Source organism: Bacteroides gallinarum DSM 18171 = JCM 13658, assembly GCF_000374365.1.
GTDB lineage: Bacteria > Bacteroidota > Bacteroidia > Bacteroidales > Bacteroidaceae > Bacteroides > Bacteroides gallinarum.
Genome location: NZ_KB894132.1, coordinates 53,687 through 71,929, shown reverse-complemented (window position 1 = coordinate 71,929; position 18,243 = coordinate 53,687). Strand labels below are relative to the sequence as shown.

Genomic DNA, 18,243 nt, shown 5'->3' with positions numbered 1-18,243 from the left:
TTATAACTCTAATGTAGATTCTTTTTTATAGCTCATTGCAAAATTGAAACACTTCTGCATTGTCGTAAATCCAATCCCTTGATACTCTATTAAAGCAATCATGGATTTTATATTGTCCTCATGGATTGCTTTATCTATGATTTCAATCTGCTTTGAAGAACGACTACCTAATATCTTGATTTTCTCTGAATGCGAAATATCAATCCATTTAAGCATAAAATCCTCAAACATATCATCCGGTGCTAACGGGTCATATTCATATATTTCAATAGGAATATCACATTGTTCGAGATATTTATGCATAAGGTCAAGGACTTCAATTTTATCAAGTCCGCCATTGTGGGTTCCGAGAAGGGGAAAGGCAATCGAAGTGATACCTTTCTCCTTGTAAGAATCTACGAACTTTTGCAATCCTGCTTCAAGATATTCCATTTTGCTGGGATATTTCCAATGGAATTTTGTAGGGAAATTCAATACCCATTGTGGCGTATTTTCTGACTTATACAGCCACAATTTTCCTATGCCAATCATCTTTGATTGACAAAACTCCTTATATTTTTCAAACATTTCAGGGTATCTGAGTTTGAAAACGAGCGCGATACCCTTGCCCATAACACCAACGCAGTTTATTGTATTTACAATCGTCTGCGTCTTGCTGTTAAAGATATTACCTTTATGAAATGTTATATTATTCATTAATAGACTCTTTAAGATTTACATACCTATCTGCATATTCCTCTGACATGGCTATGATGCCGTTTTCCTCATCAAATGCTTTTTCTCCGTTTTCATACACAAACATGTGTTCCAGATATTTTAATCCACCTGCATCTTTTGTATAAGAAGCTATGTCACATTGATATAATATCATTTTATATTGGAGAAGAATTGATGGAGACATTTTTAGCTCTGTCGCATTAGCAACAATTTCTTCCTTCAAATCTGACAATTCATATTTGTTTTGGAAGTACGAGCCTAAATGATCATCTCTCAGCAGTACTTCTACAAGATTGAATTCATGCTCGGTAAAAGGAGTGTTTTCCCATAGTTCACGAACCAATGAAAGAGTATGTTCATGCTGAGTTGAACGGTCTATAGCCTTGCCTATATCGTGTATTGCCAGTACAAGACGCATAAGATCCATGTTCATACATTTATTGTCAAAGGCGAAGGCGTACTTCTCAAATTGTTCGCATACTAATAGGGTATGCTTCTTGACCACATAATGCCTAACACGAGTATTATAGAGCTCTTCCAGTTTTGGCATTATAAGTTCAAGTGCAGTAATCATTTCCTTTGGTGAATAGTCATCATCAAGGCTAATACCCAAAAAGTTTTCGATAACAGTTGAGTCTGTGTTTTTGATTTCAGCTTTATTTGGAGAATATTTGTAAACCAGCCATCGCGGTGAACGAGCACGCGGACTCATATTAACATAGTAAACCTCAAATTCAGTATCGCCACATTCTACAGATACGTTGTCTCGTATCTGCATCACATGGCTTTTTACCGCTTTTATTTGAGACGCAGGATTGAACACCCTGATTTTGTTAATCTGAGCGCTTTCAATCTGGAACATATAGTCACCGTTGTAGCTTGTTGTTATCTTAAGACGTTCATCTGACTTTTCAAATTTCAATGGCGGGTTCTCATGCTCGAATACATCTTCAGAGTCATAGATGCTATATATATGTTCACAGATTGGGTCGTCGCAGAATAAAGACTTTAGTATTTCCGTTTCTTCATGGTCATAGCAGATAATTTGATAATCCTTAAGTTCAGAAAAATCAAACTCATTTTTTATAAGAAATTCTTGTTGCTTCTTTTCTTGGACTTCTCTACTCCATTGACTACTGTACAGGTGGACGGCATCTATATTATGAGGGTCATCTATCACCTTATATATTCGAGCCCAATTAGTCTGCAAGTTTCCAGTACTGTAATAACATAAATTAGAATGTTTTGCCAATACTTCCTGAAGGTCGAACTTAAAGAATACTGGCATCGGACACATAGGCAAACCATTATCCTCTGCACGTCCGTAGTACTTGGAACCTTTCTGTTTTCCCAAACATTCATTGTAGAACTGTGTTTGAGTTCCAGTTCTAAAATAGAATCGAGCATATGGATGTGCTTTAGCAGACCTATGAACAACTGAGCCTGCAGCATCATATTTTAGTAGACCAAGTTCTGTTGCTCTGTTACGACTGAGTATTTTTCGAGATCTAATCACTTCTATCGCATTGAACATGTGCGTAAAGTGATATATGAATGGCCTTCTATAACCCGTCGATTTAAGAGTATTATAGAACTCCATCAAATTCAATTCACTCTTATATGATTTATCAACGCCAGAGGTTCTGAATGCAGGATTCTCAGCCAAAGCAACCCAGTCCCAACGACCTTTGAATCTATCAATCAGACTTTGAGTAAAGGCGATGGTACTACTTTGAGAGATTCTCTTCCAATCGATTTTATCCTCAAATAAAGATAATGTCATTTCGTCAACAACAAAATCTGACCTTTTGCATATAATGGTCCAATTAACATTATCTTTGAATTTTTGCAAATTCTCGTTTGTTGGATTAAAATCAGGAGAGTGCGATATTACATCCCAGTCAAGATATTCTTTGAATGTTTCAAGGGTTTTGGGATTGGATTTATCAATATGAGTACTATTGGTGAGAATTGACCAGTTTAATTTATGCTTGTAGAACAGAATTACATTATACTGTAATTCCATTCTTCGTGAAATGTCAGTCCAATCGAGATCTTTATCCTTTAGGATGTTCAAAGTGTTCATAGTCGGGAAGAAGTCTTTTCTACGGCTGAACTCTTTCCAGTCTAAATCAATATGGGCCAACTTAGAAATATGCTCTTCCGTAAATTCAATGTCTTTTCTGCGTAAGATTTCCTTCCAGTCCCATTCTTTATCTATCAGAGAAATTACAATATCGGCATTAAGATTGAGGTCGTTCCTTCTTGAAAGAGCAGACCAGTCCCAGTTTCTGTTTTTATGTTCTTTGATATATTCTATGGTAAATTGGCAGTCTCTTCTTGATGTCAATTTATACCAATCCCACGAAAGGTTATCATGTTCGGTGACGAACTCAGCAGATAATTCAAATCCTCTATTAGAAGATATTTCTTTCCAATCCCATTTCTCCTCAATCAATGATGTAAGCATTCGTAGTGTCAGCTTGACATCATGTCGTTTTGAGAGAATGGCAAAATCAAGATATGCAGAGAATTTCTCAATGTGCTTTAGTATCTCATTTGGCTTCTTACTATTATAACTAAAACATTTGCTGTTTTCTGAAAGATAATTCCAGTCCCATTCTTCACTGCGTACTCTAAGAATATTATCGCACCAGTTAATTGATGAGAGGGTAGATAGATACTGGAAATTCCAATGGAAATCCTCGTTACCTAGGATTTCAAGTACCACATTCTCCCATACGAAAAAATCTTTGATAACTTTCTTGTTCCAAAAAAGAATTTTATTCAAAGATTTGGAGGCAGAAAGAGCATCCCAGTCTACAGGAATACCAAATTCTTGATATGACTTTAAATATCCATCAATATCAAAATCACTTCTGTTATATAAATCAGAATAATCCCATTCATAAGAAACTTGTTTATTTATCAGCAGGGAATTATTTCTGTTTATTTCCAGAATATCATTTGTTGAATATCGAGCTGTAAGCTTGCTCCAAATAGAAGCTCTAACTTCTTTTTCGAGCATTGACAGAATGATTGCAATCTGTATTCTTAATTCAGATTTTGCAAGGTCTTCTTCAGTAAGAACAGATTCTATTATATATTCCCAATCCCAAAGTAGGTAGTATTCAGGAAGGTTCTCTACAATAAAATCATGATCAAGACGAGTGGTTAATGTAGCCCATTTCCATTTGTCTTCGTAATTATCAAGATTCTTCTTGATTTTATCAATATCTGCATTCTTTGAGATGTAATCCCAATCAAGACGATCTAAAACATTCAGTTTAGAGAGAGCCGCAAAATTAAGCGTATCACAGAAATTCTGAGTTATAATACTCCAGTCCCAATTTGAGTCGCTTATATTTTGCAGAATGGTTTTCTTCTCAATATGAGCTGTTAATTTATTCCAAGCACCCTGTTCTGTAACTAACTGTTTGAATTCATCTATTGCATACAGCTGAGATAGGTTTTCTGCTGCTATTAACGGAATAGCCTTAGAGTAAGTGATGAAAGCTAAATGCTGCTTGATAAATTCAATGTCAGAAACAACGATGTCACGCGCAGAGAGAATAGACCAGACCCATTTGAAATCAGGATAAATGTCAATTATCCTTACCTCTGTAATAGATGATGTGATATGGTTTAAACCTTTTACAGAGAACTCCTTATCGTGATATTTTTCAAATATCGTACTATTCCAAACGACTCCTTTATTGCATTCAAATCCATCAGAATTGTTAACCGACTTCCATGAAATAAAGCCTAGTTTCTCATGCCAATCAATAACTTTAATTGTCCAAATGTAATCAGCAGAATTTGCATTATACCTATTCTGCAACCATTCTTTTTTTTCAATTACAGCAAAAGCAAATTCGCTTGAGTTGCAATATGCTTCTGCCCATTCCACAGAGGTAAATGCCCTTGACATAATTACGTCCAGATGAATATCTTTTGCAAACGCATTGATATTCTGTAATACATAGTCAAGACCAGCATTTGTGGAAATATATTCCCAGTTCCATTTTCTCTCAGGGAATTTTGCTATTATCGAATTATACTTAGATATGTATTTCTCTGTTACAGAGTACATATCGTATGGAATAAAATTTATGGTTTCAAGTACAAACTCATCATCAAGTCTTTCCAAAATAGATTCCCAATCCCAGTCTACACCTTCATGGAGCTTAGGGATGACAATGAGACGCTTGACGAAATCAATACTTCTGTTTGCCGACAGACTTTCAAAATCCCAAGGATATCTAGTAGCAGTCTCAACGATGAAATCATCATCATAGCGTGATGACAGAGCTATCCAGTCCAAGGAATCTTTATAATTCTCCAGATACAGTTTAAGGGCATCTGTTGGGGAAACAACAGATATGGTATTCCAATGGGAACCATTTGCCAGTTTCGCAATTTCAGCAAATAGTTCTTGGTCTTTCCAGTTCAGATGCTCGCATTCAAGGAAGTCATTAAGATTCCATACGTCTATGTATGGCATCATTGAAACATAGTTCAATTCTTTATGACTTTCTCTAACAAGATGCAAATATTCACCGATATGGATTTTCTGGTTAATGTAATCATTATTGCATTCTTGATGCATAAGAAGATTAGTCGCTTCAGAAAATTCATTGTTGTAGAAAACAAACGGATATTTAGCATTCTCATATTCATACAGTCTAAAATCAACATGAATCTCACTCATTCGAGACTCTATTAATTCTTCTGCACGGCAGATATTTACGTCGGCACTGCATTGAAGTGAAAGACGTGCTATGAGCTCAGAGGAGGTATCATAGAGTTCTTCCTCAATACCATCATGGTTAAAATCGTCGTATGGGAGGTCAGATTTTCCCTGTATGGAGGATGTTACTCCAAGTGCATCACGGAATGGGAACATCTTGTATTCTGAGGACTCTTTCTGTGCGATGTCAAAACATTGCATCAAAGCCATAACACCACGATGGAAAGAGTGTTTAACACCTTTCTTTAGTGCCAATTTACCAAGAGGTGACAACGATACCTCTTTTTCAGATATATTTATCAGCCCGAAAGTTGTCAGTTGGGAGAGGATGCCATTAAATATGTCCTTTTCTCCCTGGTCTGCATATCTTTTAGGAGTAGAATCAAAATCGTCTTCTACATTGAATCCTAAGATGCGTGCAAGCTGATTTTCATACAACTTTCCATTGTATTGCAATGTAAGCAGTATAACTTTATCCAGTTTTGACAGTTCGTATGTTATATAGTAGACCACACTGCATATGGTCTTACTTAATCTCCACTCTCTGAACTTGTTGTCAGATGGGCATGAAGAGTATATGAGATTTCCTTCTTGCAGAATCTTATTATAGTCCATATTCACTTGCGGTTATTATTTTTCCATATTTGTTGTTAGGGTCAGCAATAGTCTGATATACATTTTCATATATATCCTTGGTTCTGAATAATTTGCTATCTCCAACAATTATAAGCAATCTTTTCGCACGTGAAAGTGCGACATTCAAACGGTTAGGGGATTGAGCAAAACCTAAGTCTTCCTGTTTGGGGAATCCATCTACTGGATAACGTTCAAAATTAGGTTTCTGATTTTTTCCATTCTGTATGCAATGGCTTCTCACCATTGATACAATAATAATGTTCCTCTCCATACCTTGGAATCTATCCACCGTACTAACTCTGACAGGAATTTGCGAGCTGTCAAATTCTCTTGTCATATCTTTTAACAGGCGTAGCTGTTTGCCGTAGAAAGAAATGAGACCAATCTGTTTATCTTCAACACTATCCCAACTATCTACGTAGTTATGAAATGATTCAGATTCGTTGAAATCTGTCAGCAACTTCTTTATGATTGCAACTTCTCCATAATTCACACGAGATGTACCATCAAGCATCTCTGGACTTGACGAATCAATCCATAAAACGTGGGTCTCAGGATTGATTGGACCAGCAGTGATGCCATGGTATCTTGATGCGCCATTATTAATATAGTCAGGGTCATCGACACCTAAATCAATAGGGGTAGTAAGACCACATTCCAAGCCACCTTCATCTTTGTAGAATTGTTTAATAACGTCATTGATAGCCGGATGCATACGAAATTGATAGTTGAAAACACCCTTCAGGTTGTCGTCAATCTGGGTGAACAAACGTTCGAAGTGGCTGATTTCAAGAGTTTTGAAATTCTTAAGAACGTAGCTCCTTAGTTCTTTCATCTTCTGACGTTCATCATCGTTCTTCTCTCTCTTGATAAGAAAATCAAATGAGTTGATGAACGATTCTCTTGAAAGCATAGGAGGTAACTGCCTATGGTCGCCAATTATCACATTCTTCTTACCGTATATTAACGGCAGAGACAATTCAGCAGGAGTTGCTTTACTTGACTCATCCTGAATTACCATATCAAAATATATTTTGGGGTTATATACACCCTCCTTGTCGGCGAAGATCTGTCTATATATGCGATAAAATTTGGTAGGGACAAAGCTGTTTCTCTTACCAGTATTCTCGATAGATTCAGACATGATAATGTTTTTTTGACCAATAGAACTACATGTAGCACCGATAACGTTGCAGTTCTTAATATAGTTGTCAAAAAACAAGTTCTTCAGCTCTGAAGTTGGATTTTCCAGCAAATCCTTCCAAAGCTCTTGAGCTACAGAAGGCATTTTATCGGAATCCAATCGACGACCGATATTTTCCATCCAGTTTAGAAGTATCAGTTTTTCTGGAGCTTCATAAATGGAATCCATATCAGTGTAAACGTCATTTTCCTCATCGTCATCATCATCGTTGATTGAAGCATTTTTCTTCTTTGCATTCCAATCTTCGCCTTTTGCCCAACGGTACATAGCAGAATATGAGAATTGCAGACCTTCTGTTTCAAGACGGGACTCATCACCAATACGAATAGGTTTAATGAGATTATGATATGGATTTACCACACGGTCAATCGCGTTATCCACGGCAAGGTTTGTTTCTGATGTAAGAAGTATTCTTTTATCAGGATATTTTCTTGTATGCTGCCAAATCAATTCTGCGATGGCAGTAGATTTTCCAGTTCCCGGAGGTCCTTGGATAAGGGCGAGGTCAGGAGCCAGCAATGCTTTTGCTATTGCTGTCTTCTGCGGTTGATTTTTGTCTATCTTGCCATTTAGGATATGCTTGCTTATTTCCTGTTCTTCCAGTCTTATTGATTCTTCAAAATCTTTGATTCCTCCTGCTTTTGAGGCATCAAAGATAAAATCACCTAAAGAAACATTTTCAACATCTCGTCCTTGGACGATTCTATTCAATGATTCTTTAAGACGGGCAAGCTTTTCAAGATCACCAGACAAATCAGGTGTAATAGAAGACACCTGGGTTTCTTCTATCAACTGTTTTGTGACCTCATAATTATCACCCGATATATCAATAACGATTTCAGGATAGTTGGAAATTCGAATCAGCTTACCGATTGGTAAATCACCAATAGAGAAATCTGCGCCTTTCAATTCCCTTATAGCATCGACTCTTTCCTCATCATGGCTCTTCTTGTCGTAATAGTATAATAACTTGACGTAGCCTGCAGGTATGTCGTTGATTATACACTTGTAGCGGTTTGCGTCAAATGAATTGAGCTTATTTTGAAGTTGTGGTCTGAATGCTATAAGTTCTTCAAGATTGTCAAATTCCCTAAAGAACGAAAGTTCGGTACCTTTCTTTACTAGTTCCACATTAAGCTTATCAAATGAATCATGCAGTTCTTCCATGATGTTTGTAAGCTCCGCTTTTTTGTACTTAATATCAAAGTTGCATTTATGACCCTTCTTGAATAGACCAAAGTCTATGAATCCGTATTCTCTACTGAGTTGGGTAAGAATCTCTGGCAAGCTATTTTCTTTCCACTTGAAGTCAATACCAATTGAAGAGCCATTCTTCTCAATACCGACTTTCCCTTTAAGTTCGGTATGTATCTGATCATTGAAACGGTCTAATTCCTCTGTAGTTGCCCAGTTTCTGTTTTCTTTGTACTTATAGAAGAAACGAGGGATAACTCTATAATTCCCCTTTCCAAATATCCGGTTTATGATTTGGCAGTCCAAAGTGTACTCGAAGTGTATATCTGTAGTATCTTGACTGTTAAAAGCTAAGGAGTCGGTATATATTGGGGGCTCCTCCTGACTTTCATCTAAAACGTCGATATCATCATCTTCAAAGATGTCGGTAACCGAAAGCTTCACATTCTTCCGGAATAGAATCGTACCTTGTTCAGATATAGGAAGTCCAAACTTGTTCTTCTTCCAGTCATATTGACCAATGGCGGATTTGTCTATCTTAAACTCATATTCCAGTTTGCACATTCTAAGCTCGAACAATTCTTCCAACTGAGTGAGCGTATCCTTGTTAAAGAAGCCTCCTTCGACAACAAGCTGCTTGTTTATTGAAACTCCGCCTAATAGTTGAGAGGTATCTTTAAATACTTCGATATTCTTGAAATTATGATTTGGACACACTCTTTCCAAGTAGTACAATATACTTGGATATGTCTGTATAATAGCAGATGCTTCATCAGGAAGTGAAACCTGTAAATTCTGGAAATCTTCATTGTCTTTAAGACGTTGAAGTTCGTTGATTGAAATTTGCAAACGTCGCTTCTTATCAAAATCGTATTCGATTTCCAGTTTATCAAGTAATTCTCTGACACCGGTAAACTGAGCTTTGCTATCAGTTATCTTGCCGTCAATTACTGGATAATAAGAGAAAGAAATATATTCCTTGTTTGCCTGTGTGCTGATTCTGGATTTCTCGCGCTCATCTAATTTGCTCCAGTTTTTATACGGAGCAAAAACATAGCCATCATCAAAATGGCAATCCTGATCAGAGATGCCAAGAGAATCCATAATTCTCGACTTCAGGAAATCTGTATTGTCCGAAGTGTCTATTCTGACATGAAGTTTTTCGTTGACGATGGTTGTCAATGAAGGGACAATACTGATAGGTTCAGTTCTTTGACGTAATATGTGTTCTTGAACTTCTGTGTGCTTCTGCCAAATATCTTTTAGCAAAGTCTTGTCCGTTGACCTTTTCTGCAGATTCTCAGAAACAACCTCTTTATGACTGACAACTACGTTCTTGTATTCAGTATTGATTTTGATAACTTTTACATCGAGAGTCTTCCCGATATAGCTATCATAGTCAAACACCTTAACGATATCTATCTGGGAACCGGGAAGGAATGCCTCCATACCCAATGCTTCCACAATCAGACCGCCTTTAGTGCGGCTTTTTACATAGACTTTAATGGTCTCGTTGCTATTAAATACTTCATTTATCTTATCCCATGCTTTGCTTAATCTCGCCTTTCTATGTGAGACCACAAACTGTCCATGGTTATTTCCATTTTCCTCAATATAGACATCAATTTGATCACCAACCTTTAGGTCTGGATTATATCTTAACTCACTTGCAGGAATAATTGCGTCTATCTTATAACCTAGATTTACGACAATCTCCCTTCTATTAAGAGCAATAACTATCGCACTAACTATATCATGTTTTTGAAAAAAAGAAGAGGATGAAGTGTCTTCTGATGATTCCTCTGTCAAAGACACTTCATATTGCTCCCAATCAAAATCTTCAAGTGGGGATATTTTAGTGATATCTGAAGATGAACCGTTGTTTATTGGTAAAATTGGTTTAGGACGAGGTATATATTCCTTGTCGCTAAAATGCCTGTAAACAAGAGATGCTTGTTCGTCAGTAAGTTTGAAGTTAGGGTTAAGCTCTATTTCAAAGCCCTTGCTTGATAAGAATTCACTTATTGTTTGGAATCCTATATTAAGCTCTCTACATACTTTATTTAATCTAACAGACATATTATGACTTAAAATTTAGAAGTGAGGTATTCGTTAACAGACATTATTGTATAACCCGCTGCAACTAAAGCCTTTTCACTATTTTGATCGTTAGGGTAAAATACAATCTTTTCTGATTCGATGCACAATTCTGCTTCTGCTATGACATTGTCATTCTCATCTACAAGTGAGAATCCACCGTCTTTTGAGAATGGAATTGAGTGTGCTTCGAGATATTTTAGTACAGGATGTACCGATTCGTCATAGAGGAGATAGTAATCTACCTCTTGATTATTGTTAGCACTGTTGGTTTCTTTGATGTGTAACTTTTCAATACATTCTTTTCTGAAGAAACAAAGGAATTGCTCAGGCAACATGACATTTTTCAACGCAATACATCCTTTAAAGAAAGGAGCGACATCTTCTACATTGAAACCAGCATGGCCACATCCAATAGGTGTAACAAGAAATGTTTTATCTCTATTATTACGTGCGAATTGTTCAAATTGTAATATAGCTTTTCCAAGTATGTGAATATCGACCCCCATTGTTGGTAGCGCATAACACATTCCTGTTGGACCATTTGTAATGCCAACCTGAGCTCCAAAACTTTTTGCAGCTAGTCCTGCAGCGCCATGTTTTTGCGAACCATATTTATTCGTCCCAAAAACAAATATTTGGTTGTTTCTAAGACTAACAATTTTACTAGGGGTGCAATGGTCGTATCCTTTTAAAACGTCGTATAATAGATTATAGTATGCTGCTTCCATTACTAACTTATTTTTTCAAATTGCTAAACTCCTCAAATTCAGTTAATGCTCGGTTCGTATATTTTATAAATACATATTCTGATAGAATCTTGAATGTAATTTGTCTCACCTTGCCATTTTCTTTTTGAATCTCAAGTATTTGGCATTGTGGTATTATGGTGTTTTTATTCTTTATATTGAATTTTTGACCATTAAAAACTATTTGTTCCAATGAGGATTGAGTTAAAGCAAGGCTATATTTCGTTTCTCCAACTTTAATTTCATCCCATACGCCTTCTTGTTCTTGTCCCACTTCCACTGTACATTCTTGACCAAGCATATTCTCTCTAAGGTTATGCTCATGATGTGAATGAATTAACAATTCACTTATTTGAAAATTATCCTCAGAGTAAGTTTCGATGGTTTCAAATTCAACGTTATACAAGTCCTCTATGTCACTTGTGTTTTCGTAGTATTTCTTTATTTTTTTGAACTGTTTTAGTTCATGAAGACTCGTTTTCGGAAATCGGATAGGAACCTTGTCAAATGCTTTTATGATAAATTCCTCCTGGCTCCATAGAGCAATGACGAAATCCATCCATTTAATAGCTTCTTGGAGGTTTTTACAATTCTCCTTTAAATTGACATTGCAAGTGCAATTCAGAACCTTATTCGGCAAGAAGGAGAAAACTAACTTGAAGGTATATGGTTCAGTTTCCAGTAAAAGACATACTTGCTCCTTGTTAGGATTATATCTTTGTAATTTTATCTTCTCCTTGAACTTTATGCTAGGTATTGTAATGATTGTCTTTATTGTCTCCACGGTAGGAGAGATGAATAGATTTTTACAATCATCATAATCAGCAATAGTAAGGCCGTTAATGCTTATATTTAACTCCTTCATCATATCCTGAGTTATCATATATGCAGGGATATGTGTTCTTGGTAAAAATGAATTGTATAATGTGGTATCTTGACTCATTATGGTTTCTGCTACTTCCTTTGATAGTCCGGAAACATTAATCTTCACATCTGTTTTTCCAGTAGAGTCAAATCTAATAATCTTATTTTCTTTTTGACCTTCTTCTACTATTGGCTGCAAAAAGTGCTGATTACTATATCGTCTAAAAGTATCCAAGCATATATACTTTCTTTGATAATCCGATTTTATCTTCTTGTTTAATGTTTCAAATAAGACAGAAAATAAGTCCTCTGCTTTAGCATTAAAGTATTTAATTTTCGTTTTTGCTAGTCTTTCAATCTTATGATGGTAAAGTCCTGGAGCAATGAGAAAATATTTTCTTGTATCAACTTTAACCTGCTTGCGTATCTCTTGAATTAGCGTAAAGATATTACTATCTTCAAGGCTATAACCTATAAACAACATATCATTTGTTAGTATATGACTCTGTATATACTTCCAAAGAAGAGGTTCGTTGTTACTGCTAAAGAAGTTAGTGTAATCTTGTTTAGTTAGTATTATATTGTCTTTTTTCGTAAAATCACCATGTATCTTATATATGATTGTCTTGTCTTTTGGCAAATTAACACAATCATCAGTTGTCCTAACCACATAACAATTATCTGGGCCAAAAGCGTCTTCAATTAATGTGTCATAGTTTGTGGTTATAATATGTCGTATATGTGGTATTTTAGTTAAACATGTGTGATCCGAAGTATCAGTCGGCATAAATTTGAAGATTTCCTCTAACTTGTTTATCAATGATTCTCGACCATAAATCTGTTCATACTCTTCAGAAATCAAGTCTAAATGGGTCTCATCTCGAAAATCATCTTTTATGTCAACAGGCATAGACTCTTTCAAGGATGTCACAATAGCATTAGCCATTGGGGCTCCAGCTTTACGAGAAAAGCCAGACCCCAAAAACAATGTTACTTGTTCTTTTCTTATACTATCTATCAGTTCTTTAAAATCTGCCATATTTTACTTGTTAAATATCTTTTCAAAATGTGCCCATGCTGTACGATAGTCAGCAATACGATCGCACTTGGTATATGGTGCAACGAAAGTTTGTTTCTGTCCACCGTAGAGTTCGCTTTTGTCAGAATCGATAGTATGAGTATAAGTTGGAGTTGTGCCTTGATAGCCGATGAAATTACCATGTTCATCGGAAATAGCTTCTCCTCGAATATCTTCCCAGCCTAAAATACCTGATCTTGGCGTTCCTTTACGATCAAGACCTACACCAGTCAGTCCTTTTGAGCATGTAAAAACAATTTGTCCGTTAACATCATACCATGTGTCCTGTTCATTTTGTTGCAATACTGGGAACTGAATTTTGTACATCATGATTAGTTCATCAAGAGTAAGCCCAAGAGCCATTGCTGCAACCACGTCAATCTCTACAAGTGCCTGACGACGCGCGAAGTAATTACGCAATGGAATGTCGTGATTCCATTGCTCTGTAAGAGTATCCCATGGTGCGAGACGTGGGTCATTTATACTCCAGGTCTCTTCTCTATATGCGGGATTCCATACTTCCTGCCAAAGCTCGGCATAATGGTTGGTAACGCAATTTAGACGGAGGCATCTTGAACGAAGTGCAGAATTGTATTTCTTATCAACTCCAAGAGGAAATCCCTGCATACGAACTGAAGTCAGATTTTGTGCGGCAATAGTTTTCATAAAGAAATCTAGTGGTAATGATGCACAAAGCGCAGCCATATCCACGGTGTTATCTCTGCTACTGAAAGTAGCAGAGATAACACCGTGGATATGTGCTGTCCTGCGTGGCAGGACAGCACATATCAACGACCTTTCACCCGAAAGGTTAATCATTTTACGAAATCCTACTTTATAATAATCAATCCAGTTATCATACGTTGCATTACCCATACTATCTTGGCCAATATAAAACCCTTGTACTTGCTTCTTGTATTCAGCTAACGGCATAATAGGTCTATAATTGGATCTAGCTATATATTCCGCAGAAACAGATGTTAAGTCAATGGTATCATAATCGGCTTTTGTATTGCAGATAGATTTTGGTGTTTTATAACTAGGATTACTTACATATATTTGTGGCCCATTGTACACCATCTCATAATTATCTACATTAGGATAGAATGTTTCACGTTTAATAATGCCAGAATCTACTGCGCCTGTTTCGTGATAGCATTCTTGTATGTTAGGCTTAAATTCTCCAACGTGTTTAGGAAATGCGGCAAAAGCTTTTAAAATCTCCATTGTTTGGGTGGTATGAATAGAAACAAGTTTGGCAGACTGTGCCTCTGCTCCCTGTTCAAATGTATCAGCCATGACCTTCAATTCTTTTTCTGTAATGTGAACAATACGATCATGATGACCAGCTGTGTTCCACTCTCCATTAATTTTTATTCCTCCGCAAATACCATATCCATTGTGTGCGAAACAAGAATCGATAGTCTGTGGGGTAAAAAGATTATTAATACTATAAAAACTAATATCTTGATATCCACCATAAATACTTGTTCCATATTTTTCTCGATGACCTATTGGAAATAAATTAAAAGCATTTTGATATTGAAAATGATATCTTAAACGTCTGTATAAATCTTTACGTAAGGGCTGACCATTCGGGTCATCGTACACTCCTTCAGGGTGTAGTAATCCCATGTAACCTTTATCAGACAACATTGTAAAGCCATTCTCCAGAACGCATTTATAAAGATTGGTCTGTTGACCTTCCAATAACGGATAGTTGCAATATGCATTCGTAAATGCTGCAGAACCGGCATTTTCTAGTTCTTCATCATTATAGAGTTTTTTGAGTTGAGGTGATGCGGTAAAGAAATTTTCTCGCATAGTTCTGGCTTGAGGTGCAGAAATCTTACGGATAGCTATTTCTGGATATTTTTCTGAGATAATGCCTTGTTCATCAAATTCCAACTTCAGCCATGGTGGGTTACCACAAATAATGTCAAATCCATCGCGTAGCCAGAATACTTCAAGGAACTCCAGCATCGGGTGGAAGAAATGATAACGTTCTGACAGACGAGCTACTATTTTGAATCGCATAGGGTCATCGTCAGCAAAAAGAGAACGGCTTCCACGAGCCTCAGTGAGAAGTTCTTCTTGGGTACGAGCCACAATCTGAGCTTCTTCGTCTGTAATTCGATTAAACTCTGTATCATCTTCAGCTAACATACCTTTTCCTGTACGCTCCAAGGCCAAACGTGTACGGCGATCTAGTCGGTCATTATCAACAGCCAAAAGAGCTTCGATATCTTTCCAATATTCTTCACGGGTAGGCAGTGATATAGTATCGTCATAACTCCAAAACCAAAGAGCACACCAATAGTCCATCACAAGTTTGAGCTTGCGATAAGCATTGTTGTGACCATAGCGGGTGTCAAACAGTTTTTGTTTCTGAGCATAGCTATCAGCTTGTTCTTCATTTTAAATAACGATTCTTGCGCTGAATGGTCAATACCATCCCACACCTCCTTACGGTTGTTGGTATACTTCTCAATAGTAAGCTGGTCTATAAAATATTCTTTCAGTAAGATGTCAATCTTTGCTGAAATACGCTGTAGTATCTGAAACTCATGTGCACTAATAGGAGCTGTCCAGTCTTTCAGAATAGTTGTCATGCGTCGGTCTTCATTAGGGTATAGTTTTTTTTGTTCCTTGATGCTGCGTACGCCCAGCATATTGGCATCAGGTAAAAGAAAATGATACACTTCGTTCACCGAACGATTAACACTGTTTTTGAAAAATTTCACTTTATGTGGAGCACATTCCCACCACTTGTTTGGTTTTAATTTGGAACCGTAACGATCGGATATGCCATAGAACTGGTTCTTGCTATATACTTTCAGCCAGGCACCAATCACAGCGTTACCCACCGTAAGCCGATTGGCAAAGAATGGCGTTTCCATATCTTTATGTATGACGTTAAGCCAAAGTGAGAGTTTACCCAACTCAATTGCAGTCGGATTTAAATCCACTCCATAAACATTATGCGTTGCAATGTAAGCCTTTACCTTTTGCAATTCATCACGATAATGGTCTGGAGCAATACGCCAGTTGTGGATTCCCTTTTCCCGTAGCTGACGCTGCTGATGAAGCAGATAGGCTTCAGACAATTGATTGATTACTTCGTTCTGAAAAGCTGCAGCACCCATAGCAGGTTCTAGAATCTTCAGCTCCAGTAATTCAGTAGCATGGCGCTTGTTCTCACGAACCTCATCGATAATGGACTTCAGTGTGTATTTTACCGTACTGCGGGTAAGCACTTCTGGTGTATAGTAACTAGCTGACTTTTGGCGGTCACGTCCATTCAAACGATAGACAAAAGTACCCTTGGGTAAAATAACCGGTTCGCCCTCTTGATTACAAAGAACCTCTGAGATATCAAAATCGCTCATCCGGCTATAAGGGACAAGGAATGTTCCATCCTGTGGTTCATTGGCTTTGTGTACTTCAATATAATCTTCTTCTGCATAGAAACCACGATAAGCAAGCAGGCTCTCATACACACTACCTAATTGGTTTACACCTAAGTTTGCATAACTGATTCGGCCACAATAATTCTTTTTCTTTGACAGGGAGAGCGCACGGATTATCTCCTGCCATTTGATATTTCTGATTTTTACATCTCCCAAATGGTGTAGATTTTTATCGTTAAATAGAGGAGAATCAATGGGACGTACCCGGAAACTTTTATTGTTCGATGGTGACAGATCAACATGATGACCTTTTGCAAGCAGAGAGAACAGATGATGTATACTATCATCAAAGAAATAACCATCGCGACTGGACTGAGAGTTAAGACGCATCATTTCGAGATCCCTCAATGATTCAAGAGAATATCCCTGCTTATACACCTCATCTCCAGTAGGCAGAATTTCCAGTTCTTCACGACTTTCTGCATAGAAAAGGAAAAGCAAACGATAGACAATGGTCAGACAATCGTCTTTAACTTCTGCCTCAAAATCATCGTCGGTTTCATCATAAGAATCTGTTTCCTGAATATATTTACCGAAAGGTTTGTTTGCCACATGATGCATATAGTAGAGTGCTTCGTTTGCTAAGGTCTCAACGGCAAAGATTACTCCTTCCTTTAAATCCTTAGTTACCTCGTAGGCATTCTTATAGCTTTCTTCAATAAGTGTATCCATCAAAACCGTCTGACCATCCGCCGCAAGTGTATCTTTGCAGCACAGTAGATGAAAGAGGGCAAAGTAAAGTCGGTAGTTCTTTATCAGACCTTGGAAATATAGCTCGTCAAGAGAAAGCTGAAGATATGCACCTCTGGCCCATTTGTCCTGCTCGAAAAGGAAAACCGTATTACCTGCCAACATCAGAATATAGTGAGGACGTCGCTCTTCCGGCATTAGGAAAATCTGTGTGATTGCCTTGTTGATAATAGCTGGAGAAAAACGATACTTCTCACGATCAAGGAATCGGGACGGAATTACTTGTCTCCATTGTCCTGCATAATACCGTTGCTCGTTAGAAGCACGTTCATCTTCATATTGTTGTTTGAACAGACCGTCCGGCTCTGTATCGTTGACTGTTATCAGGTTTTGCATTTCCATGATAAGCATGGAAATGTGGTCACCACTTCGAATGATGTGGCGCACAGGGATAATCTCTGTAGGTGCGTCAGGACCTCCGTCCTTCACGACGTAAGGCTCCTGGTAGGCGTTTTCTGCATCGTAACCCAGTTTTTTCAGGAGCGTGGTATGCCAGTCATGTGTATGCTTAATTTCATCTTCTTTACGGGCGTGCGCATTGATAATGAAATTTTTATATTCTTCGTACTCTCCACGAATTTGTACATAAGGACTGCACAGCGCTTTCATATTATCCGCACTGTATCCTGCACAACTTTGTACTTTGTTTATAAAATCATCAGTGAAATAACCTGAGGGGAAGTAGTCTCCCACGTTCTGTATAAACCTGTATGTTATATTATCTGCCATAACTA

7 protein-coding genes are annotated in these 18,243 nt (G+C 37.3%); all 7 read right to left on the bottom strand.

What is annotated here, in order from left to right:
- From C233_RS0111530 to C233_RS24835, 7 genes are read right to left on the bottom strand one after another with little or no spacing between them, the layout of a single operon-like run.
- Positions 1 to 696: a macro domain-containing protein gene (locus C233_RS0111530; RefSeq protein WP_018667744.1), complete on the bottom strand. Its 696-nt coding sequence runs from the start codon at positions 694 to 696 to the stop codon at positions 1 to 3.
- Entirely contained in the window at positions 689 to 6,082 is a 5,394-nt protein-coding gene (locus C233_RS0111525; RefSeq protein WP_018667743.1) for a DarT ssDNA thymidine ADP-ribosyltransferase family protein, read from the bottom strand. Before C233_RS0111525 ends, C233_RS0111530 begins: the two co-directional genes overlap by 8 nt.
- The gene (locus C233_RS0111520; protein ID WP_018667742.1) at positions 6,072 to 10,580 is read right to left on the bottom strand and encodes an AAA domain-containing protein; all 4,509 of its coding nucleotides are present in this window, start codon (positions 10,578 to 10,580) and stop codon (positions 6,072 to 6,074) included. The genes C233_RS0111525 and C233_RS0111520 overlap by 11 nt, the downstream gene beginning before the upstream one ends.
- 8 nt (positions 10,581 to 10,588) lie before the next feature.
- Positions 10,589 to 11,329 carry an A1S_2505 family phage non-structural protein gene (locus C233_RS0111515; RefSeq protein WP_018667741.1) on the bottom strand — a complete coding sequence of 247 codons (741 nt, stop codon included), beginning with the start codon at positions 11,327 to 11,329 and terminating at the stop codon, positions 10,589 to 10,591.
- A 7-nt stretch (positions 11,330 to 11,336) separates the two neighbouring features.
- Positions 11,337 to 13,250, bottom strand: coding sequence for an SIR2 family NAD-dependent protein deacylase (locus C233_RS0111510; protein WP_018667740.1), 1,914 nt, complete (start codon positions 13,248 to 13,250; stop codon positions 11,337 to 11,339).
- Between the two features lie 3 nt (positions 13,251 to 13,253).
- A complete protein-coding gene (locus C233_RS24840) occupies positions 13,254 to 15,614 on the bottom strand; it encodes a hypothetical protein (protein ID WP_241217481.1) in 2,361 nt (786 codons plus the stop codon).
- Positions 15,614 to 18,238, bottom strand: a complete 2,625-nt coding sequence (locus tag C233_RS24835) for a hypothetical protein (RefSeq protein ID WP_241217480.1) — start codon at positions 18,236 to 18,238, stop codon at positions 15,614 to 15,616. The genes C233_RS24840 and C233_RS24835 overlap by 1 nt, the downstream gene beginning before the upstream one ends.
- Positions 18,239 to 18,243 lie beyond the last annotated feature (5 nt).